Origin of the sequence: Propionibacterium ruminifibrarum (genome assembly GCF_900289195.1) — a bacterium.
GTDB classification, from domain to species: domain Bacteria; phylum Actinomycetota; class Actinomycetes; order Propionibacteriales; family Propionibacteriaceae; genus Propionibacterium; species Propionibacterium ruminifibrarum.
This window is the reverse complement of record NZ_OMOH01000012.1, coordinates 1-20,146: the sequence shown is the minus strand read 5'-3', so window position 1 is coordinate 20,146 and position 20,146 is coordinate 1. Positions and strand designations below refer to the sequence as shown.

Below are 20,146 nucleotides of genomic sequence, written 5' to 3'. Positions count from 1 at the left end.
CTGTCAGCCTGCCAGATGCCCTCCGCGGACGCCTCATCCCTTCGAACGAGGACTCCTCCCTCAGGGGCACCCTTACGGATTCGCCCGCAAGGCCGATGTGTCGGCACGGGCTCGCCGACAGGATGGGGGGCATGTTCGAAACACGTCATCTCACGCGTCGGTTCGGCGACCTGGTCGCCGTCGACGACGTCAGCTTCCAGGTGCCCGACGGCTCGACCGTGGGCTTCATCGGCGGCAACGGCGCCGGCAAGACGACGACGATGCGCATGATCATGGGCCTGCTCGCCCCCGACGCCGGCGACGTGCTGTGGAACGGCGCGCAGATCACCGCCGCCGAGCGCCGCACGATCGGGTACATGCCCGAGGAGCGCGGCCTCTACCCGAAGCAGCAGGTGCTCGACCAGCTCGTCTACCTGGCGCGACTGCGCGGGGCCTCCACCGCCGGGGCGCGGGCGGAGGCCATGCAGTTGCTCGAGGCCTTCGGCCTGGGCGACCGGGCCAAGGAGAAGCTCGAGAAGCTCTCCCTCGGCAATCAGCAGCGCGTCCAGATCGCCGCGGCCGTCATGGCCGAGCCGGCCGCCCTCATCCTCGACGAGCCGTTCAGCGGGCTCGACCCCGACGCGGTCGACTCGCTCTCCGAGGTGCTGAGCACCCGGACCGCCACCGGCGTGCCCCTGCTGTTCAGCTCCCACCAGCTCGAGCTGGTCGAGCGCCTGTGCGACCGTCTCGTCATCCTCTCCCAGGGGCGGGTCGTGGCCGACGGCACTGGCGAGGAGCTGCGCAGTCGCGGCACTGCCAGGCATCGGCTGGTCATGGACACCGACACCGGGTGGGTGCGTGACATGACTGGTCTGTCCGTCCTGGACGTGGACGGCCCCAGGGCCCTGCTGATCCTGGACGACGACGCGGCCCGCCGCGCCCTGCTGACCGAGGCCCTGGCCAGGGGCGAGGTGCGCGAGCTGGCCGAGATCCGTCCCACTCTTGCCGAGATCTACCGTGAGGTGACCCGATGAACACCAAGAACCTGTGGCTGACCGTCGCCGGCCACGAGATGTCCGTCAAGCTCCGCGACCGGGGCTTCATCATCTCGACCGTCCTCATGCTGGCCGTCATCGCCGGCGCACTGGGATTCGCCGCCTGGCAGAACACCAGGGAGCAGACCTTCACCGTCGTGACCACCGACACCGTCTCGGCACAGGTCGCCGAGGCCATCGAACCGGTGGCCCGGGCCAACGGCTCCGACGCGCGGGTCGAGCACGTCCAGGCGAGCGACGAGGGCGAGGCCCGCGCCCGGCTCGCCGATGACGACGACGCGGCCTGGCTGCACCGCACCGAGTCCGGCTGGGTACTCACCTTCGGAGGGTCCAGCGACAGCCAGCTGCTGTCGTACACCAGCACGGCCGTCTCACAGGGCGCCCTGACCGAGATCGCCACCCAGGCCGGCCTGAGCGGCGAACAACTGGCCGCCGCCATGAACGTCACGAGTGAGGAACTGGACCCGAATGCCGGCTTCACCATGCGGGGCTACATGGTCGGGCTCACCTTCTCGGTGCTGTTCATGGTCTCCTCGCTCCTGTTCGGCATGCAGATCGCCCAGTCGGTGACCGGCGAGAAGCAGTCCCGGGTCATCGAGATCCTGGCGGCCGCCGTGCCGACGCATCAACTGTTGCTGGGCAAGATCGCCGGGAACACGCTCATGGCCCTGGCCCAGATGGCCCTCTACCTGGCCGTCGGCCTCATCGGCCTGTCGCAGACCGACCTCGGCAGTTTCCTGCCGGGCCTGTCCGGTTCCATCGTCTGGTTCCTGGGCTTCTTCCTCGTCGGCTTCCTCGCCCTGGCCTGCCTGTGGGCCGCGGCCGGTGCCCTGGCCAGCTCCCAGGAGGACCTGCAGCACACCTCCCAGCCGCTGACCTGGCTGCTCATGGCCGTCTACGTCGTGGGCTTCGCCGTCCACGGCCAGGCACAGACCGTGCTGTCCTTCGTCCCCATCGTCTCCTGCGTCCTCATGCCGGCCCGCCTCGCAACCAGCGGGGTCCCCTGGTGGCAGGCCGTCATCGCCCTGGCGATCACCCTGGCCTTCGTCCCGCTGGCGATCTGGATCGGGTCGATGATCTACAACCGCTCGCTGCTGCAGACCCACGGCAGGGTGAGCCTCAAGCAGGCGCTCGGCCGACAGGCCGCGTGATCGCAGCCCCGTCGTGGCCTGTTCGCACACCGCGAACAGGCCACGACGGGATCCGGACCGGCGCCCTCTCAGCGGACCCCGCACCTAGGATCGGTGAGGAATTCTGCGGTGAGCGCGGATTCATCATGCAACGAGGCAGGTGACCATGAGACCGAGAAGAACAAGAGCTCTCAAACCCCTGCTGGGCGGGTGCCTACTCGCCCTGGCAGTCTCAGGCCTGACCGGTTGTGGGGGCGATGCCGGAGGCACCGACACCCTCACCTGGTTCATCAATCCCGACGGTGGCGGCGCATCCCCCACCGGCGGCGGACAGGCCCAGCTGGCGGCGGAGTGCTCAGAGGCCTCCGGCGGCGCGTACACCATCCAGGTGGAGCAGCTGCCGAACGAGGCCACCGACCAGCGCGAGCAGCTGGTCCGGCGCCTGGCTGCGAACGACTCCGGCGTCGACATCATGAGCCTCGACCCCGTGGTCGTTCCCGAGTTCGCCGAGGCCGGCTACCTCGTGGACGTCCCCGAGCAGTACATCGAGGACTTCACCGACGACCGGGTGCAGGGCTCCCTCGACGCCTCCCAGTGGAACGACACGTTCGTCGCGGCCCCCTTCTGGGCCAATACGCAGCTGCTGTGGTACCGCAAGTCGGTGGCCGCCGAAGCCGGCCTCGACATGACCAAGCCGGTCACCTTCGAGCAGATCATCGAGGCCGCCCAAGCGACGGACACGGACTTCGCCGTCCAGGCCAGGCGCTACGAGGGTTACACCGTGCTCATCAACGCCCTCGTCGCGGGCGCCGGCGGTTCGATCGTGCAGAACGAGGGCGCCTCGGCGGAGGACACCCAGCTTGGGCTCGACACCCCCGAGGGGAAGCGGGCCGCCGAGATCATCCAGGAGCTTGCCGGCTCCGGCGCCGTCGGCCCGGCCCTGTCCTCGATGAACGAGACCAACGCGCTCAACATGTTCCAGGACGAGGAGACCTCGGGCTTCATGCTCAACTGGCTCTACGTCTACGCCGCCATGAAGGAGAACGACCTGTCCTTCCTCGACGACATCGCCTGGACCACCTATCCGCGAGTGGATGCGGACAAACCGGCCGCTCCCCCGTTCGGCGGTATCGAACTCGGGGTCAACACGGCCTCGAGGAACAAGGACAAGGCCTGGCAGGCGATCTCCTGCATCACCAGCGCCGAGCACCAGAAGGAGTACATGCTCGGCACCGGCAACGCGGCCTCCCGCTCCTCGGTGTTCGACGACCCGCAGATCCAGGAGCAGTTCCCGATGGCCGACGTCTTCCGCGAGTCGCTGAACCAGGCCGTGCAGCGCCCCCGCACCTCCTACTACGGTGACCTGTCCACCGCCGTGCAGCGCACCTGGTCGCCGCCCGAGCAGGTGGACCCGAACCGGACACCGGCGGAGTCCACCGAGCTGATCATGAAAGTCCTGCGGGGAGAGGCCCTGCTATGAGTACCAGAACCGTTGAGAATCACCTGAGTGACCGGGCGCGCGACGAGCGCAGGCTGGGCTGGAGGCTGGCCGGACCGGCCTTCGTCATCATGATCCTGGTCACCTTCTACCCCATCCTGCAGGCGGTCTACACCTCGCTGTTCAAGTACCGCCTCACCGACCCCGACCAGCGCGAGTTCGTCTTCCTGCGCAACTACGGGATCATCCTCACCGACCCGCTGTGGTGGCGGGCGTTCGGCACGACCACCCTCATCACCGTGGTGACCGTGGTCGTCGAGCTGGTGCTCGGTTTCGCCATCGCCCTGGCCATGGAGAAGGTCATCTACGGCCGGGGCCTGCTGCGCACCATCGTGCTGATCCCCTACTCGATCATCACCGTCGTCTCGGCGTTCTCCTGGTTCTACGCCTTCGCCACCGACACCGGGTTCGTCGACCCGCTGCTCAACAAGCTGTCGTTCGGCCTGTTCCCCGCCGACTTCGACTGGTTCGGCGGGTTCTGGAGCGCGATGGTGCCGATCTGCATCTCGGAGATCTGGAAGACCACCCCGTTCATGTCGCTGCTGCTGCTCGCCGGGCTGACCCAGATCGACAGCGCCATGGAGGAGGCCGCCGTCGTCGACGGCGCGACCTGGGGCGAGCGGCTGCGCAAGGTGATCCTGCCCAACATGAAGTCGCAGATCATGGTTGCGCTCCTGTTCAGGACCCTCGACGCCTTCAGGATCTTCGACAACATCTTCATCATGACCGCCGGCAGCCACGACACCTCGTCGCTGTCGCTGGTGGCCTACAACCAGACGATCTCCCGCACCGAGGTCGGGCTCGGTTCGGCCGTGTCCGTGCTGTTGTTCTGCTGCGTCGTCATCATCGCGATGATCTTCGTCAAGGGCTTCCGCGTCGACCTGGCCGGTGGAAGGAAGTGAGCTCCGATGAATCGTGAAATGTCCGGTAGCCAGAAGTTCTGGCAGATCGTCGCCTCGGTGGCGATCATCGTCTACACGGTCGTCCCGCTGCTGTGGATCCTCAACATGTCGCTCAAGTCGACGGCGGACCGGGCCGACGGGAAGTTCTGGGCGCACAACCCGACGCTGGAGAACTACCAGCTGATCTTCACCGGCGGCGCGAAGGACCTCTTCCTCCCGGCGCTGCGCAACTCGATCGTCGTCGCCATCGCCGCCACGCTCATCGCCGTGATCCTGGCGACCTTCTGCGCCTACGCGATCGCGCGCCTGGACTTCCCCGGCAAGCGACTGATCCTCGGCACGGCCCTGACGGTGTCCTTCTTCCCCGTCATCTCACTGGTCACCCCGCTGTTCGACCTGTGGCGCCGAATCCACCTGTTCGACACGATCCCTGGCCTGATCCTGCCCTACCTCGTGCTGACGCTGCCGCTGTCGATCTGGACGCTGTCGGCCTTCTTCCAGCAGATCCCCTGGGAGATGGAGCAGGCCGCCCAGGTCGACGGGGCCACGAGCTGGGAGGCCTTCCGGAAGGTCATCGTCCCGCTCGCCGCCCCCGGGGTCTTCACGACCGCGATCATCGCCTTCTTCACGGCGTGGAACGACTTCGTCTTCGCCATGTCGCTGACCAGTGACCACGCCCGCACCGTTCCGGCGGCACTGGCGTTCTTCACCGGCGCCAGCCAGTTCGAGTCACCGACCGGCGCCATCTGCGCCGCAGGTGTCGTCGTGACCATCCCCGTCGTCCTGCTCGTCCTCTTCTTCCAGCGCCAGATCGTCTCCGGCCTCACCTCCGGCGCCGTCAAAGGCTGAACCCCTAGGAATTCGCAATGTCCCAGATCACTCTGAAAAACATCGTCAAGGAATACGGCGACGGCTTCAAGGCCGTCAACGACATCAGCCTGGACATCGCCGACGGCGAGTTCATGATCCTCGTCGGCCCCTCCGGCTGCGGCAAGTCGACGACGCTGCGCATGATCGTCGGCCTGGAGGACATCACCGGCGGCGACCTGGAGATCAACGGCAAGCGGGTGAACGACCTGGCGCCGAAGGACCGCAACCTGGCAATGGTCTTCCAGAACTATGCGCTCTACCCGCACCTGACCGTGCGCGAGAACATCGCCTTCCCGCTGCGGCTCGGGCGCAACAAGATGTCCCAGGCCGAGATCGACCGGCGCGTCAACCAGGCGGCGGAGATGCTCGAACTGACCGAGCACCTCGACCGCAAGCCGGCGAACCTGTCCGGCGGCCAGCGCCAGCGCGTGGCCATGGGGCGGGCCATCGTCCGGGACGCCGACGCCTTCCTCTTCGACGAGCCGCTCAGCAACCTGGACGCCAAGCTGCGCGGCCAGATGCGCACCGAGATCGCCCGCCTGCAGCGCAGGCTCGGCATCACGACGGTCTACGTCACCCACGACCAGACCGAGGCCATGACGCTGGGCGACCGGGTGGCCGTGATGCGCAAGGGCGTGCTGCAGCAGTGCGCCTCACCGCGCGAGCTCTACGAGGAGCCGGTCAACCTCTTCGTCGCCGGGTTCATCGGCTCTCCCCCGATGAACTTCCTGCCCGCCAGGGTGCGCGACGGCCGCCTGGAGCTGCCGATGACGAGCGCGCCGATCCCCGAGCGCATCCGCGCCGACCTGGAGGGCAAGGACGTCGTCGTCGTGGGCCTGCGCCCCGAGGTGATCAAGGACGCCGACGTGCACACTCCCCCGGAAGGGGCCGTGGAGTTCTCCTCCGTCGTGGACGTCACCGAGTGGCTCGGCAATGAGCAGTACGCGTACGTGCCCTTCACCTCCGACCCGGCTGTGCAGAGCACCCTCGAGGAACTCGACCGGGACCTGGACGGCGAGGGAATGCGCACGCAGTTCATCGTCAATCTCGACCCGAGTTCGCGCATCCTGGAGGGCGAGGAGGCCTCGCTGTACTTCAGGCCGGAGGACATGATGGTCTTCGACCCGGAGTCCGGACGCAATCTCACCCGCGATGAGCAGCACGCCGCCGAGATCGCCGAGCGCTCCGAGGTGGCCCGCAAGCGCGCACTCGAGAGGTCCAAGGCCAAGACCGAGCAGTCCTGATGCGTCCGGCGCCCGGCCGCGCTAGCGTTGACGGGAGAGTCCGTGCGCGACGCGCCCGGGCGCCGGTGGGCGTCGGGGCATCGGAGGGTTGAGACATGCTTCGTTGGCCGTTCGCCGAGCAGGTGCTGCGCGCCGGTGACCTCACCGCGCACGTATGGGATCCCGAACACGACGCCGAGCCGCTGTGGGAGGCGCTGTCCTCCCCCGAGGTCTGGGGTTCGGCGCCCAAGGGCATGCCCGACGGGCCGGAGGATCTGGCCGCCAGGCTCGCCCAGCGCGAGGACGGCCCCGAACGCATCGCCTGGACGGCCTGTCTCGACGGGAGGGTCATCGGCACCTCCAGCCACTTCCGTCGAGGCGAGTGCGTCGAGCTGGGCGCCACCTATCTGTCGCCCAGCGTCTGGGGCACTGGGCTGCATCTGCGCCTGGTGCGCCTGATGATCCACGAGGCCCGTGCGAACGACTGCTCCGGTGTCATCACGCGCGCCGACGACGCCGACGAGCGGGCCAACAAGGCGATCCAGAAACTAGGTTTCGTCTTCGTGCACAAATCGGCCGAGCAGGCGCTGCGCGCCGACGGCACCAGGCGCATCAACCGCGTCTACCGGCTCGACAACGAGGAAGTCATCTGACGGCGCCGCGCTGCACGGGTCCGCGGGCCGCGCCCGCGGACAGCCCGTGACCGCCCCGCTCCCACGCGGCGGCCGGGTCACCGCCCTCGGCGGGCGGGGCGTCCGGCCCGCACGTCACCGGCTGGTCGTCACCGATGCCTTCCGCCGCGTGCTCGTCCTGGCCGGGGTCTTCTTCTTCCGCGCGGCCGCTCTTCTCGCCGCGGCCTCCTCGCTCCTCTTCGCCTTGGCCTGGGCCTTCAGCTGGGCCGCGGTGGGCACTTCCGGCCGCGGCGGCAGCGGCGCCGAGGCCGCGTCGGGCGTGACGTACCGGGCGAGGTGGTGCCCGGTGTGGGAGTCCTCGCGCGTGGACACGTACTCCGGGGTGCCCTGGGCGATGACCGTCCCGCCCTTGACGCCGCCCTCCGGTCCCATGTCGATGACCCAGTCGGCGGTCTTGATGACGTCGAGGTTGTGTTCGATGACGATCACCGTGTTGCCGGCGTCGACCAGCTTGCTCAGTACGGCCAGCAGCCTGCGGATGTCCTCGAAGTGCAGGCCGGTGGTGGGTTCGTCGAGAACGTAGAGGGTGCGCCCGGTCGAGCGCTTCTGCAGCTCGGCGGCCAGCTTGACGCGCTGCGCCTCCCCACCGGACAGGGTGGTGGCGGGCTGGCCCAGCCGCACGTAGCCGAGGCCCACCTCGACGAGGGTGGCCAGGTGGCGGTGGATCGAGGTGATCGGCCTGAAGAACTCGGCCGCCTCCTCGATGGGCATGTCGAGCACCTGCGCGATCGACTTGCCCTTGTAGTGCACCTCCAGGGTCTCGCGGTTGTAGCGGGCGCCGTTGCACACCTCGCACGGCACGTAGACGTCGGGCAGGAAGTTCATCTCGATCTTGATCGTGCCGTCGCCGTAGCAGTTCTCGCAGCGGCCGCCCTTGATGTTGAAACTGAAGCGGCCCGGTTGGTAGCCGCGCATCTTGGCCTCGGGGGTCTGGGCGAACAGCTGGCGGATCTTGTCGAAGACACCCGTGTAGGTGGCCGGGTTGGAACGCGGGGTCCGGCCGATCGGTGTCTGGTCGACGTGAATGACCTTGTCGATGTGCTCGACGCCGGTGATCGAGTAGTGCCTGCCGGGGACCGCCTTGGCCCCGTAGAGGCGTTTGGCGAGCGCCGTGTAGAGGATCTGGTTGACGAGCGTCGACTTGCCCGAACCGGAGACGCCGGTGACGGCGATGAGCTGACCGAGGGGGAAGCTCACGTCGATGCCGCGCAGATTGTTGGCGGCGGCCCCGTGCACGGTGAGTTCGGCGCCGTTGGGCGCGTGGTGCCGCCCGGGCACCTCGATACGGCGTCTGCCGGTGAGATAGGCGCCGGTGACCGATCGCGGATTGGCGAGGAGCTCGTCGACGGTGCCGTTGACGACGACCTCGCCGCCGTGCTCGCCGGCGCCGGGACCGATGTCGACGACCCAGTCCGCGGAGCGGATGGTCTCCTCGTCGTGCTCGACGACGATGAGCGTGTTCCCCAGGTCGCGCAGCCGCTGCAGGGTCTCGAGCAGCCGTTCGTTGTCGCGCTGGTGCAGCCCGATGGAGGGCTCGTCGAGCACGTAGAGGACCCCGGTGAGGCCCGAGCCGATCTGCGTGGCCAGCCGGATGCGCTGGGCCTCGCCTCCGGACAGCGTGCCGGCCGAGCGAGACAGGGTGAGATAGTCCAGGCCCACGTCGACCAGGAAGTGCAGGCGTTCGCGGATCTCCTTGACGACGCGGGAGGCGATCTGGGCCTCCCGTTCGGACAGCCGCATGGACTCGAGCACCTCGAGCACCTCGCCGATGGACAGCTCGCACAGCTCGGCGATGGAGCGGCCGGCCATGGTGACGGCGAGCGAGGCCGGTTTGAGGCGGGCGCCCCCGCAGGCCGGGCAGGGGATCTCCCGCAGATAGGCCCCCCACCGGTCGCGGGCGGCATCGGTCTCGGCCTCGTCGTAGCGGCGGTGCACATAGGGCAGGACACCCTCGTACTTCTGCGTGTAGGTGCGCACCCGCCCGAAGCGGTTGCGGAATCTCACGTAGACGGGGTTGTCGTGGCCCTTGAGGATGAAGGCCCGGACGGTGTCGGGCAGTTCCTCCCACGGGGTGTCGACGCTGAACCCGTCGGTCTCGGCCATCGCCTCGAAGACGTGGTCGTAGTGCCGCTTGACCATGGCCGAGGCCCACGGCGCGATCGCGCCCTGCCTGAGCGAGAGGGTCTCGTCGGGCACGACGAGGGCCGGGTCGACCTCGAGCTGGGTGCCCAGACCGGTACAGGTCGGGCAGGCGCCCCACGGAGAGTTGAAGCTGAACTGGCGCGGTTCGAGTTCGTCCATCTCGAGGTCGTGGCCGTTGGGGCAGGCCATCTTCTCGCTGAACCGGCGCCGGCGGTGCGGGTCGTCGGGTTCCCGGTCGACGAAGTCGATGACGACGAGGCCCTTCGCCAGGCCGAGAGCGGTCTCGACCGAGTCGGTGATGCGCTGGGAGGCGCTGGCCTTGACGACGACGCGGTCGACGATGACGTCGATGTCGTGCTTGCGTTTCTTGTCGAGGCCGGGCGGCGCCGACAGCTGGTGCTGCTCGCCGTCGACGATGACGCGGGCGTAGCCGTCGGTGGCCAGCTCGCGGAAGAGATCGACGTACTCCCCCTTGCGGCCCCGCACCACCGGGGCGAGGATCTGGAAGCGCGTGCCCTCCTCGAGCCCCATGAGACGATCGACGATCTGCTGGGGGGTCTGACGGGCGATGGGCTCACCGCACACCGGGCAGTGCGGGTGGCCGATCCGCGCGTAGAGCAGCCGCAGGTAGTCGTAGACCTCGGTGATGGTTCCGACGGTGGACCGCGGATTGTTGCTCGTGGACTTCTGGTCGATCGAGACGGCCGGTGAGAGCCCCTCGATGAAGTCGACCGCAGGCTTGTCCATCTGGCCGAGGAACTGGCGGGCGTACGAGCTCAGCGACTCGACGTACCGGCGCTGTCCCTCGGCGAAGATCGTGTCGAAGGCGAGAGAGGACTTCCCCGAGCCCGACAGGCCGGTGAACACCACCATTTTCTCGCGCGGGATGTCGAGGCTGACATCGCGCAGATTGTGTTCACGTGCACCACGGACGACGAGCATGTCATTCACGGGCCCCATGGTATGAGCGGGCACCGGCATTTTCCCGGCCACGGTACCCCAGCGGACAGTGAACAGCCCCCTGCTCCGCCGGCGCCGGGAGCGACACATCCGGTGTCTTGTGGCGGCCTGGGGCGGCATGGTTCCTCGGCGCAGAGTACGGTTGCAGGGATGCGAGTCCTTGGTCGCACCCGGCGCGATCAGCTGGGACACGCACCGCCACGGAGCCGGAGCCGGTGCGGGCAGGCGCCGCGAGGACCGAGGAACGACAGGAAGGACAGGGGAGCCACCGCGATGCCATCACTGGACGACCAGCGTTTCCTGCCCGGCGCGGGTGACGTCCAACTGGTACGCCGCCGCAAGCTCGAGGCCACCCAGCAGCTCCTCGGCGACACGATCATGATCGAGGAGGACGCCTGGCACGAGCCGAGTGCGCTGCCCGGCTGGTCGCGGGCCCACGTCGCCACCCATCTGGCCCGCGGCGCCGACGCCCTCGCTCGGCTGGCCGAGTCGGCACCCTCCGGTGGCACCGGTATCCCCCTGTACCTGTCCGACCGCGACCGCTTCACCGACATCGAGCGCGGCGCCGAACGCAGGGCACTCGACCTGCAGATCGACCTGGACACCTCGGCCGGTCGCCTGCACCGCAGTTTCGACAAGATCGGCTCCTGCACCTCACCGGTGGATCTGGGTGACGGGCGCCTCATCCGGCTCGACCTGCTGCCGCTGGCCAGGCTGCGCGAGGTGCTCCTGCACCACGCGGACCTCGACTGCGGCTTCACCATCACCGACGCCGACGACGACATTGCCCGCTGGGTGCTGGAATGGACCTGCTACTGGCTCGCGGGCGACGATCAGCTGCCCGCGCTGCAGGTGGAGTCGACCTCCGGCTTCCACGCCAGACTGGGGGCCAAGGGGCGCCCCACCCCGGTGGGCGGGAGCGACGCCCTGCTGCTCGGCTGGCTGACCGGGCGGCTGCCGGGCGACCACCCCGCGCGCAACGAACTGCCCGAACTACCCGAAGGATGGCGGACATGACCATCAGCATCGAGTCCCTCGTCGTGGGGCCCTTGGAGAACAACGCGTACCTGCTGACCGACACCACCGGCCACCACGTCCTGGTCGACGCCGCGGACGAGGCGGACCGCCTCATCGAATGGATCGCCGGGCGCACCATCGAGGCGATCATCACGACGCACAGCCACACCGACCACATCGAGGCCCTGGCCCAGCTGGCCGCCGCGACCGGGGCCTCGCTCTACGCCGGCACCCCCGATGTCGAGACCATCCGGGCCCGGACCGGGGTCGAGCCGACCGGCGTCTGGGACCACGACACGATCGCCGTCGGCGCAGACCTGCTCCGGGTGATCGGCATCGTCGGTCACACGCCCGGCTCGATCACCCTCGTCGTGCCGACCGAGCCGGCCACCACCCTCATCACCGGCGACTCGCTGTTCCCCGGCGGCGTCGGCAAGACCACCTCGCCGGCCGACTTCGACAGCCTCTACACCGACGTCACGACCAAGCTCTTCGACGCCTTCGGCGACGACACCCGCGTCCTGCCCGGCCACGGGGCGCCGACCACGCTCGGCACCGAACGCCCCCACCTCGGCGAGTGGCGCGAACGCGGCTGGTGAGCAGCACCCCGCCATCGCGGGTCCCCGGCCGGCCGGACCGACCCGGGGGCACGTTCTGACGGCGCCGGAGCAGCTCGGGCGTCCGGTCAGTCCCCCAGGAGAGATACCTCCAGGTCATATGCCAGGACAACAGCCACAGCCAGGTCTCGTTCCTGGTCGGGCCTGAGGAAGCCCACCGTCCGCCCCAACGACGTCACCGGAATCGTCACGACGTTGTCGAGGGACGCCGCGCACTCATGGTCGAGACCGTTGTCCGGGCCAAGACGCACTTCGCTGGACAAGCCCTTGACAGTGGACGTGATGGGCGCAACCGTGACCTTCGTCATCGCTTCCCGCGCAAGCTCCCGGGTGAGGACGAGCACGGGCCGGGTCTTGTCGAGTTCAGCCAGGCAGATCTCTCGCACGTCAATCCCCCAGGGCAGCACCCGAGACTGACCAGGACACCAACTCGTCCAGGTCGTCCCCCGGGCCCTGCTCGGCCAGGATTCTCGCATCGTCGATCGCGGCCTGACGCCGCATCTCCCGTTCCAGCGCAGAAGCCACCAGGGCGGCCCGGCTCTGTGCAAGCCCCTCAGCCACGCTGCTGTCGAGGAAGGCCACGAGTTCGCCGGGAAGCCGAACGGTGATCTGAACGCTCATGTCTTCCATGATACGAGCATGAATCCCCGGATGGGATTCATCTTGTCGGGACGCCCGGCCACGGCTGACCCGCAGGTGGACGATCGGTCAGCTCCACTGGTCCTGGGTGGCCTCGAACCGAGCCCTGTCCTTGGCGAGCCGCTCGGCCTTGGCCCGCTCGACGGCCTTCCGGTCGTGCCTGATCCGCCACACCGAGACGGCGGCCGTCACGGCGAGGATCCCGACGATGACGAGCAGGGACACCGAGGTCGGGATCTCCCCGTCGAAACCGAGCCGGGCGTCGAGGCCGTAGTGGTTCATGGCGTGCAGCACGAGCTTCACGCCGATGAAGGTCAGCAGCACGGACAGGCCGATCGGCAGGTAGACGAGCCGGTTGAGCAGGTCGCCGAGCAGGAAGTAGAGCTGGCGCAGCCCCATGAGCGCGAAGACGTTCGCGGTGAACACGATGTACGGCTGCTGAGTGAGCCCGAAGATCGCCGGGATGGAGTCGAGGGCGAACATGACGTCGGTGGAGCCGAGCGCCACGATGACGAAGAACAGGCTGGTGGCCAGGATCTTGCCGTCGACGCGGACGAACACCTTGTCGCCGTCGAACTCGTTGGTGGAGGGGACGGCCTTCTTCACCCAGCGCATGAGCCGCCCCTCGGTGGCGTCGTCCGCGTCGTCGTCCGAGTCGTGGCGCAGGTAGTCGCGCACGAGGTCGACGGCGGTGTAGATGAGCCAGGCGCCGAAGATGAAGAACACCCAGGCCAGCCGCGCGATGAGCGTGGCGCCGAGGGCGATGAAGACGCCCCGGAAGAGCAGGGCCAGCATGATGCCGACGAGCAGGGCGAACTGCTGGCTCTCGCGCGGGACCCGCATCTTGCGCATGATGATGAGGAAGATGAACAGGTTGTCGAGCGAGAGACTGTACTCGGTGAGCCAGCCGGCGAAGAACTCGCCCGAGTGCGTACCCCCGGCGAAGAAGTGCAGGCACAGCCCGAAGACGACGGCCAGGCCGACGTACATGCTGATGTAGGCGACGCACTCGCGCACGCTCGGCACGTGCGGGTTCCTCGCCATGTGCACGGCGTCGGCGATGAGCACCCCGAGCATGACGACGAGGGTGATGATCCAGGTGAGCACGGAGACGTGCATGGCGGGGCCTCCACGAAGATGTGTCCTTCGATGAGGTCTCTTCCCTCCGCGTGACCACGCGGAGCGCAGCGCCGGGCGCCCTGGCACCGTACTGACGATCACTGCGCGAGTGGAGTACTCCCCTCAACTGCCCCCATTGTGGCACCGCGGAGCAAGCCGGATGGCAACCGGACCCGAGTTGCCGCGCATGGCCGCTCCGCCGGCAGGGTTCAGCGGGTCGCCTCGACCATGGCCCGCAGCTCGCGTTTGAGTTCGCCGATCTCGTCGCGCAGGCGTGCCGCCAGTTCGAACTGCAGCTCGGTGGCCGCCGCGTGCATCTGATCGGTGAGCTCGGCGATGAGGTCGGCCAGCTCGGTGGCGGGCATCTGGGCCGTGTCGGTGGCCCGCGCCGTGCCGGTCCGGGCGGCGGGGGCGCCGCGGCCGGCGGGCCGGGTCGAGGACATGAGCCGGTCGGTGTCGGCGTCCTCGCGGGCGAGCATGTCGGTGATGTCGGCGATCCGCTTGCGCAGGGGCTGCGGGTCGATGCCGTGCTCGGCGTTGTAGGCCAGCTGGATCGCGCGGCGGCGGTTCGTCTCGTTGATGGCCGACTCCATCGACGGGGTGATCTCGTCGGCGTACATGTGCACCTGCCCGGAGACGTTGCGGGCGGCACGGCCGATCGTCTGGATGAGCGAGCGCTCCGAACGCAGGAAGCCCTCCTTGTCGGCGTCGAGAATGGCCACCAGCGAGACCTCGGGCAGGTCGAGGCCCTCGCGCAGCAGGTTGATGCCGACGAGCACGTCGTACTCGCCGGTGCGCAGCTCGCGCAGCAGGTCGACGCGTGCGAGGGTGTCGACCTCGCTGTGCAGGTACCGGGTCCGCACGCCGCGTTCGAGGAAGTAATCGGTGAGGTCCTCGGCCATCTTCTTGGTGAGGGTGGTGACCAGCACGCGCTCGTCGCGGGCGGCGCGGTCGCGGATCTCGCCGAGCAGGTCGTCGATCTGCCCGTGCGTGGGTTTGACGACGACCTCCGGGTCGACCAGGCCGGTGGGCCGGATGATCTGCTCGACGACACCATTGGCGCGGGCCGTCTCGTAGGGGCCGGGGGTGGCCGACGAGTAGATGGTCTGGCCGATGCGCTCGGTGAACTCCTCGAACCGCAGGGGCCGGTTGTCCAGGGCGCTGGGCAGCCGGAAACCGTGCTCGACGAGGGTGCGTTTGCGGCTCATGTCGCCCTCGAACATGGCGCCGATCTGCGGCACCGTGACGTGCGACTCGTCGATGACGAGCACGAAGTCCTCGGGGAAGTAGTCGAGCAGGCAGTTCGGCGGTGAGCCGGGCCCGCGCCCGTCGATGTGCCGCGAGTAGTTCTCGATGCCGGCGCAGGTGCCGATCTGGCGCATCATCTCGATGTCATAGCTGGTGCGCATGCGCAGCCGCTGGGCCTCGAGGAGTTTTCCGTCCTTCTCGAGCTCGTCGAGACGTGCCGCCAGCTCGGCCTCGATGGAGGCGATGGCCCGTTCCATGCGCTCGGGGCCGGCGACGTAGTGGGAGGCCGGGAAGACGTAGACCTGCTGGTCCTCGCTGAGGATCTCGCCGGTGAGCGGGTGCAGGGTGGTGAGGGCGTCGATCTCGTCGCCGAAGAACTCGACCCGCAGCGCGTTCTCCTCGTACATGGGGAAGATCTCGAGCGTGTCGCCGCGCACCCGGAAGGTGCCCCGGGTGGCGGCCACGTCATTGCGCACGTACTGCATCTCGACGAGCTTGCGCAGCAGATCGGTGCGCTCCCACTCGTCACCCACGGTGAGGGGCACCATGCGATCGACGTACTCCTGCGGGGTACCGAGGCCGTAGATGGCGCTGACCGTGGCGACCACGATGACGTCACGCCTGGTGAGCAGCGAGTTGGTGGCCGAATGCCGCAGGCGCTCGACCTCCTCGTTGAGGCTGGAGTCCTTCTCGATGTAGGTGTCAGTCTGGGGGATGTAGGCCTCGGGCTGGTAGTAGTCGTAGTAGCTGACGAAGTACTCGACGGCGTTGTCGGGGAAGAACTCGCGCAGTTCCGTGGCGTACTGGGCGGCCAGCGTCTTGTTGGGCTGCATGACGAGCATCGGCCGCTGCAGCCGTTCGGCCAGCCAGGCGATGGTGGCCGTCTTGCCGGTGCCGGTGGCGCCCAGCAGGACGACGTCCTGCTCGCCCGCCCTGATGCGCCGCTCGAGTTCGTCGATGGCGGCCGGCTGGTCGCCGGACGGTGCGAAGTCGGCCTTCACGGCGAAGGGTGCCACTGTGCGGGTGATCGACTCGACTGGACGCATGATCCGAGCCTATGCGCACCGTCCGACACTCCCGTCCGGCCCCGCGGGACCGCCACCGGCTGCCGGTAGCGTGGAGCCATGCCAAGCAGGTATGCGACGCGGCAGTCACCGATCGACCCCGGTTCGATGCTGGTGCGCGCCGTCCCGACGAGGGCCGTCGCCCGCTATGGCACCGACCACTTCCCCGAGCTCCTGCCGGGCATCACGCTCGTTCCCGCACAGCCCCAGCGCGATGAGGTGCTCGTCATGACCGACGAGCACCTGGCGGCCCGGCACGGCGGCCCGTCGGCGCTCTACGCCGCGGCGCGGGAGAGGCTGCGCCGGCGACCGGTGGACCTGGCACCCGACGCCGACGGCACCGATGCCACGTGGGCGGTGAGCGGCGATGGTTTCGTCAGCGGCCGCCTCGGCCTGCTCGCCGATTTCCTGCCCGAACCGTGGCGGGGCTCCCTGCCGGCCACCGGCATCGTCCTCACCGTCCCGCGGGCAGGGCTCCTGCTCGTCCACGTACCAGCCGGCGATGGCCTCACCCGCGCGCTGAGCGCCATGTCGGCCCGGGCCCTCGAGGAGTACCGCACCGGCCCCGACCCGCTGGCCCCCTTCCTCTACTACGTCTCCGACCAGGGCCGCGCCCAGCAGCTGTCACAGTACGGCGCCGACGGCATCCAGCTCGTCATCCAGGGCACCTTCCGACGGGTCTACGAGCGCTTCGCGCCGTCCGGACCGCCGGCAGGCGCCGACTGACGACGGGCCGTCCGCCGGGCGGGAACGGCCCGGGCGCCCCCTCCGGGATCTCACCGAACGGCATCCGCCGCCCCGGCACTGATAGCCTGAGGCGGCCCCCGGACGAACCCCCGAGTCAGGAGCACTCATGCCTGCCCACCCGTATGACGACTCAGCCGCTGAGACCATCGCGGTCTGCGAACAGATCCTGCCGGATCTCACCGAGCTCCTCGGCGACGAGGAGCCCCTCGAACTCCCGCCCCTGCGCGGGCTCCCCGAGACCAGTGCCGAGGCGGCCCGCCAGCAGATCCGCGAGATCGTCGCTCGTTTCGCCGAGGGCACCGGCCCGTACGACTCGTCCTTCCGCCCGATTCCGCCACCGGACTTCCTGTCGCCCGAGTATCTTCAGCCGGCGGGGGCCTGCGCGCAATTCGACGAGGACCTGCTCGACGCCCTCATCGGGCTCGCCGACGGCTCCGACGAGACCCCGCCCCTCGACCGCGGCTGGTACACCATCGTCATCGACGCCCTGTCCCGCTGCTGCCACGAGCTGAACTTCATCCACCTCGCCCGCATCGCCCGCGTCATTCACCGGGGGGATCCGGCGGGGCTGCGCCAGGCACTGTTGATGCTCACCCGGTTCCGCGTGGGCCATGAGGAGGTGAACAGTGAACCGAGGATCCTCGCCGACGCCCTGCGCCGGGCCGGCATCGCCGAGGAGACGATCCGCGCCCAGGTTGACTACCAGATCACGTGGGCCTACGACCCGGCGGACCTGTGGCCCTGGTTCGTCGAACACCCGGAGGACATCGAGTCATGGCTCACCGGCCGCCACCCGGACAAGGCCCTGCGCGTCCTCGCCCATTACCCGCGCATCCCGGCCCGTCTGCTGCCGCTGCTCGCCGAGAGGGCAACCTGCGATTCCCCGGTGCAGCGCCGCCTCGCCCGACAGATCCTCGCCGGCACCCCGGTCGCCCCGCACCTGGCCGGCGCCCAGCTCGGGCTGCGGACCCCGGACCGGAGAATCCTCGCCGCACAATGGCTGGGCTCGGTCGGCGGCCCGCACGCGGTGTCCACGCTGCGCGAGGGCCTCCGAGGTGAACGGAACCAGGTCGTGCGCGCCGCCGAGATCAAGGCGCTGCGGGCCTGCGGCGAGGACATCGGCGAATTCCTCTCGCCCCGGACCCTGACCGCCGAGGCGACGCGCGGGCTGGGGAGGCGGTGGCCGAAGAACCTCGACTGGCTGGACCCCGATGCGCTGCCACGTGCCCGCTGGGCCGACGGCACACCGGTCAAGCCGGGTGTCCTCGCCTGGTGGGTGGTGCTGGCCGACAAGATGAAGGACCCCGATGGCTCCACCCTCATGGCCCTCCACCTCGACCAGCTCGACCGCGGCGACGCCGCTGAACTCGGCCGCCACATCATCAACCGGTGGATCGAGTACGACACCCGCCGCCGCAGCGCCGAGGAGAACCGCACCCGGGCCGAGCAGCGGGCGCGCTGGGATCACAAGGAATGGCAGCGCCGGGCCGCGGCCCTGACCCCAGCGGACACGGACCCGTACGCCCAGACGATCCGCGAGCAGGCGGCCCGGCCCCTGCGCAGTTTCATCAACCAGTACTTCGAGAACAACCAGCGCTCCTACATCGGCTCGGCGATCAACGACAAGGGCCTGCTCGCCCTGACCGCCGCCATGCCGAACGGCGAGCTGGCCGAGATCGTGCGGACCTACATGGACGAACACCCGCAGCGTCGGGCACAGTTCATCGCCCTGCTGTCCGCCCTGGCCGCCAACGACCAGCCGGACAGCACCGAGCTGCTCATGGCGATCGCCCGCCACCACTCGATGGCGACCGTCCAGAAGGCCGCCGGCGAGCTGGCCGGACGGTTCGCCGAACGTCACGGGTGGACGGCCGATGAACTGGCCGACCGCACCATCGCCACTGCCGGTTTCGCCGACGACGGGCTGCTGCACCTCGACCTCGGAGCCCACCGGTTCCACGGCCGCCTCACCGACAAGGGCCGTCTCCAGCTGATCGGCCCCGACTCGCGGGCGATCAGGTCGCTGCCCGGCCCCGCCGAAGGGGACGACCCCGACCTCGCGGCAGCCGCCAAGGACCGGCTGCGCGCCTCACGCCGGGAGCTCGCCGCGGTCATGTCCCGTCAACCGGCCCGCCTCCACGGAGCGATGTGCCTGGGCCGGGTCTGGCAGTCGGCCGACTGGCAGGAGTCCCTGGCCGCGCACCCACTCATGCGCCTGCTCATCGCCCGGCTCGTCTGGCTGGAGAACCCCGGAACACCTCAGCAGCGGGCCTTCCGTCCCACCGCGGACGGCGCACCGGTGGGCGTCGACGGCGCACCGCTCGCCCTCGATCCGCAGGCGCGCCTCGCCGTGGCCCACGGCACCCTCCTCGGCGCCGAGGCCGCCGAGGCATGGCGCGCTCACCTGAGCGAGCACGCCGTGACACCGCTCTTCGACCAGTGGAGCGCGCTGGGGACACCGGTCGTCGAACCGCTCATCACCCGCATGGAGGACCTGAGCGGCCACGTCAGCGACACCTTCCGCTTCCGCGACACCATCACCGCGCGCGGTTACACCCGCTGCGACCTGGACTTCCACTGGTTCAACGAGTACGAGAAGGCCATCGGGGACAGCGGCCTCACGGTGGTCATCCGTTTCACCGGCCAGGACCTGAACGACGAGGAACCGATGCCCTGCGCCACCGAGTCGCTGTCCGTCCTCGCAGACGGCCATCGTCTCGAACTCGCCGGGCTGCCGCCGGTGCTCCTGGCCGAGGCACGGGCCGACTACGAGGCCGTCGCAGCACTGGGACCGTACGACGACGGCTACCGCCGGCTCCGCTGACCCCGAGCGGCAGTCCGGCTCCGGCGCCACTGCTCGATGCTCATCACCACAGGCGCACGACCCAGCCGGGCAACACGGCAAGGCCCCCGGCGAGCAGGAAGCTGGCCAGCGTGCCGATGATGAAGTGCTCGGCCACCTCGCCGCTGCGGGCCCCGCGGATCTCGGGAAATCGGGCCGAGGCCTTCACCGCCACGGTGACGGCGACGAGTGCGGGCTGCCCTGCCAGTAGGGAGCCGAACACGGCGGCGCGCTCCAGGACGCCGATCCAGCGCCCGCCGCGCAGCGTTTCCCCGTCATCGGACGGGCTAGCTGTACTGATCGGGGATGTTGGTTAACCGTGTGATGGGTGGGAGGTTCCCGCAGGCCGTGTGGGGTCTGTGGTGATTGTAGAAGTGGATCCAGCTGGCCAAGGCATCGCGT

At 69.0% G+C, this 20,146-nt stretch carries 18 protein-coding genes; 11 read left to right on the top strand and 7 right to left on the bottom strand.

Going from position 1 to position 20,146, the window contains the following annotated elements; translation table 11 throughout:
* Positions 1–131: 131 nt before the first annotated feature.
* The 7 genes from PROPJV5_RS11215 (at position 132) to PROPJV5_RS11185 (ending at position 7,310) form a co-directional block, all read left to right on the top strand.
* Entirely contained in the window at positions 132–1,013 is an 882-nt protein-coding gene (locus PROPJV5_RS11215; protein WP_119716449.1) for an ABC transporter ATP-binding protein, read from the top strand.
* The gene (locus PROPJV5_RS11210; RefSeq protein WP_119716448.1) at positions 1,010–2,185 is read left to right on the top strand and encodes an ABC transporter permease; all 1,176 of its coding nucleotides are present in this window, start codon (positions 1,010–1,012) and stop codon (positions 2,183–2,185) included. The genes PROPJV5_RS11215 and PROPJV5_RS11210 overlap by 4 nt, the downstream gene beginning before the upstream one ends.
* Positions 2,186–2,330: 145 nt before the next feature.
* Positions 2,331–3,644, top strand: a complete 1,314-nt coding sequence (locus tag PROPJV5_RS11205) for an extracellular solute-binding protein (protein ID WP_119716447.1) — start codon at positions 2,331–2,333, stop codon at positions 3,642–3,644.
* Entirely contained in the window at positions 3,641–4,564 is a 924-nt protein-coding gene (locus tag PROPJV5_RS11200; protein WP_119716446.1) for a carbohydrate ABC transporter permease, read from the top strand. The genes PROPJV5_RS11205 and PROPJV5_RS11200 overlap by 4 nt, the downstream gene beginning before the upstream one ends.
* 6 nt (positions 4,565–4,570) lie before the next feature.
* Entirely contained in the window at positions 4,571–5,413 is an 843-nt protein-coding gene (locus PROPJV5_RS11195; protein WP_182858700.1) for a carbohydrate ABC transporter permease, read from the top strand.
* A gap of 17 nt (positions 5,414–5,430) precedes the next feature.
* Complete coding sequence (locus PROPJV5_RS11190; protein ID WP_119716444.1) at positions 5,431–6,678, top strand: ABC transporter ATP-binding protein; 1,248 nt, start codon at positions 5,431–5,433, stop codon at positions 6,676–6,678.
* Between the two features lie 95 nt (positions 6,679–6,773).
* A complete protein-coding gene (locus tag PROPJV5_RS11185; protein ID WP_119716443.1) occupies positions 6,774–7,310 on the top strand; it encodes a GNAT family N-acetyltransferase in 537 nt (178 codons plus the stop codon).
* A 114-nt stretch (positions 7,311–7,424) separates the two neighbouring features.
* Here PROPJV5_RS11185 and uvrA read toward each other — a convergent pair whose 3' ends face one another.
* Entirely contained in the window at positions 7,425–10,451 is a 3,027-nt protein-coding gene (gene uvrA / locus PROPJV5_RS11180) for an excinuclease ABC subunit UvrA (protein WP_119716442.1), read from the bottom strand.
* Between the two features lie 273 nt (positions 10,452–10,724).
* Here uvrA and PROPJV5_RS11175 point away from each other — a divergent pair, with 273 nt between their 5' ends.
* Positions 10,725–11,468 (top strand): maleylpyruvate isomerase family mycothiol-dependent enzyme, encoded by a 744-nt coding sequence (locus tag PROPJV5_RS11175; RefSeq protein WP_119716441.1) that lies wholly within the window; start codon positions 10,725–10,727, stop codon positions 11,466–11,468.
* On the top strand, positions 11,465–12,067 hold the full coding sequence (locus tag PROPJV5_RS11170) for an MBL fold metallo-hydrolase (RefSeq protein ID WP_239018488.1): 603 nt from the start codon (positions 11,465–11,467) through the stop codon (positions 12,065–12,067). Before PROPJV5_RS11175 ends, PROPJV5_RS11170 begins: the two co-directional genes overlap by 4 nt.
* 86 nt (positions 12,068–12,153) lie before the next feature.
* Here the strand turns inward: PROPJV5_RS11170 and PROPJV5_RS11165 are convergent, their stop codons facing one another.
* From PROPJV5_RS11165 to uvrB, 4 genes are all read right to left on the bottom strand, one after another.
* On the bottom strand, positions 12,154–12,471 hold the full coding sequence (locus PROPJV5_RS11165; protein ID WP_119716492.1) for a type II toxin-antitoxin system PemK/MazF family toxin: 318 nt from the start codon (positions 12,469–12,471) through the stop codon (positions 12,154–12,156).
* Between the two features lies 1 nt (position 12,472).
* Positions 12,473–12,706 carry a YlcI/YnfO family protein gene (locus PROPJV5_RS11160; RefSeq protein WP_119716491.1) on the bottom strand — a complete coding sequence of 78 codons (234 nt, stop codon included), beginning with the start codon at positions 12,704–12,706 and terminating at the stop codon, positions 12,473–12,475.
* Between the two features lie 87 nt (positions 12,707–12,793).
* Positions 12,794–13,843, bottom strand: a complete 1,050-nt coding sequence (locus tag PROPJV5_RS11155) for a TerC/Alx family metal homeostasis membrane protein (RefSeq protein WP_119716439.1) — start codon at positions 13,841–13,843, stop codon at positions 12,794–12,796.
* Between the two features lie 209 nt (positions 13,844–14,052).
* Complete coding sequence (gene uvrB / locus PROPJV5_RS11150) at positions 14,053–16,137, bottom strand: excinuclease ABC subunit UvrB (RefSeq protein WP_119716438.1); 2,085 nt, start codon at positions 16,135–16,137, stop codon at positions 14,053–14,055.
* Between the two features lie 78 nt (positions 16,138–16,215).
* Here uvrB and PROPJV5_RS12440 point away from each other — a divergent pair, with 78 nt between their 5' ends.
* Positions 16,216–16,881, top strand: coding sequence for a hypothetical protein (locus PROPJV5_RS12440; RefSeq protein ID WP_147385437.1), 666 nt, complete (start codon positions 16,216–16,218; stop codon positions 16,879–16,881).
* A gap of 127 nt (positions 16,882–17,008) precedes the next feature.
* A complete protein-coding gene (locus tag PROPJV5_RS11140) occupies positions 17,009–19,726 on the top strand; it encodes a DUF4132 domain-containing protein (RefSeq protein WP_119716436.1) in 2,718 nt (905 codons plus the stop codon).
* Between the two features lie 43 nt (positions 19,727–19,769).
* Here PROPJV5_RS11140 and PROPJV5_RS11135 read toward each other — a convergent pair whose 3' ends face one another.
* Together PROPJV5_RS11135 and PROPJV5_RS11130 are read right to left on the bottom strand one after the other, a co-directional pair.
* Positions 19,770–19,967, bottom strand: coding sequence for a hypothetical protein (locus PROPJV5_RS11135; protein WP_119716435.1), 198 nt, complete (start codon positions 19,965–19,967; stop codon positions 19,770–19,772).
* Positions 19,968–20,031: 64 nt separating this feature from the next.
* On the bottom strand, positions 20,032–20,146 hold a 115-nt coding region (locus PROPJV5_RS11130), incomplete at its 5' end, for an integrase core domain-containing protein (RefSeq protein WP_147385436.1).

Excerpts from the sequence above, each read along its gene's own strand:
- PROPJV5_RS11215 (WP_119716449.1), top strand. The coding sequence starts at position 132 with ATGTTCGAAACACGTCATCTCACGCGTCGGTTCGGCGACCTGGTCGCC.
- PROPJV5_RS11205 (WP_119716447.1), top strand. The coding sequence starts at position 2,331 with ATGAGACCGAGAAGAACAAGAGCTCTCAAACCCCTGCTGGGCGGGTGC.
- PROPJV5_RS11160 (WP_119716491.1), bottom strand. The coding sequence starts at position 12,706 with ATGAGCGTTCAGATCACCGTTCGGCTTCCCGGCGAACTCGTGGCCTTC.
- PROPJV5_RS11210 (WP_119716448.1), top strand. The coding sequence starts at position 1,010 with ATGAACACCAAGAACCTGTGGCTGACCGTCGCCGGCCACGAGATGTCC.
- PROPJV5_RS11155 (WP_119716439.1), bottom strand. The coding sequence starts at position 13,843 with ATGCACGTCTCCGTGCTCACCTGGATCATCACCCTCGTCGTCATGCTC.
- uvrA (WP_119716442.1), bottom strand. The coding sequence starts at position 10,451 with ATGGGGCCCGTGAATGACATGCTCGTCGTCCGTGGTGCACGTGAACAC.
- PROPJV5_RS11200 (WP_119716446.1), top strand. The coding sequence starts at position 3,641 with ATGAGTACCAGAACCGTTGAGAATCACCTGAGTGACCGGGCGCGCGAC.
- PROPJV5_RS11175 (WP_119716441.1), top strand. The coding sequence starts at position 10,725 with ATGCCATCACTGGACGACCAGCGTTTCCTGCCCGGCGCGGGTGACGTC.
- PROPJV5_RS11170 (WP_239018488.1), top strand. The coding sequence starts at position 11,465 with ATGACCATCAGCATCGAGTCCCTCGTCGTGGGGCCCTTGGAGAACAAC.
- PROPJV5_RS11195 (WP_182858700.1), top strand. The coding sequence starts at position 4,571 with ATGAATCGTGAAATGTCCGGTAGCCAGAAGTTCTGGCAGATCGTCGCC.
- PROPJV5_RS11185 (WP_119716443.1), top strand. The coding sequence starts at position 6,774 with ATGCTTCGTTGGCCGTTCGCCGAGCAGGTGCTGCGCGCCGGTGACCTC.
- uvrB (WP_119716438.1), bottom strand. The coding sequence starts at position 16,137 with ATGCGTCCAGTCGAGTCGATCACCCGCACAGTGGCACCCTTCGCCGTG.
- PROPJV5_RS12440 (WP_147385437.1), top strand. The coding sequence starts at position 16,216 with ATGCCAAGCAGGTATGCGACGCGGCAGTCACCGATCGACCCCGGTTCG.
- PROPJV5_RS11140 (WP_119716436.1), top strand. The coding sequence starts at position 17,009 with ATGCCTGCCCACCCGTATGACGACTCAGCCGCTGAGACCATCGCGGTC.
- PROPJV5_RS11190 (WP_119716444.1), top strand. The coding sequence starts at position 5,431 with ATGTCCCAGATCACTCTGAAAAACATCGTCAAGGAATACGGCGACGGC.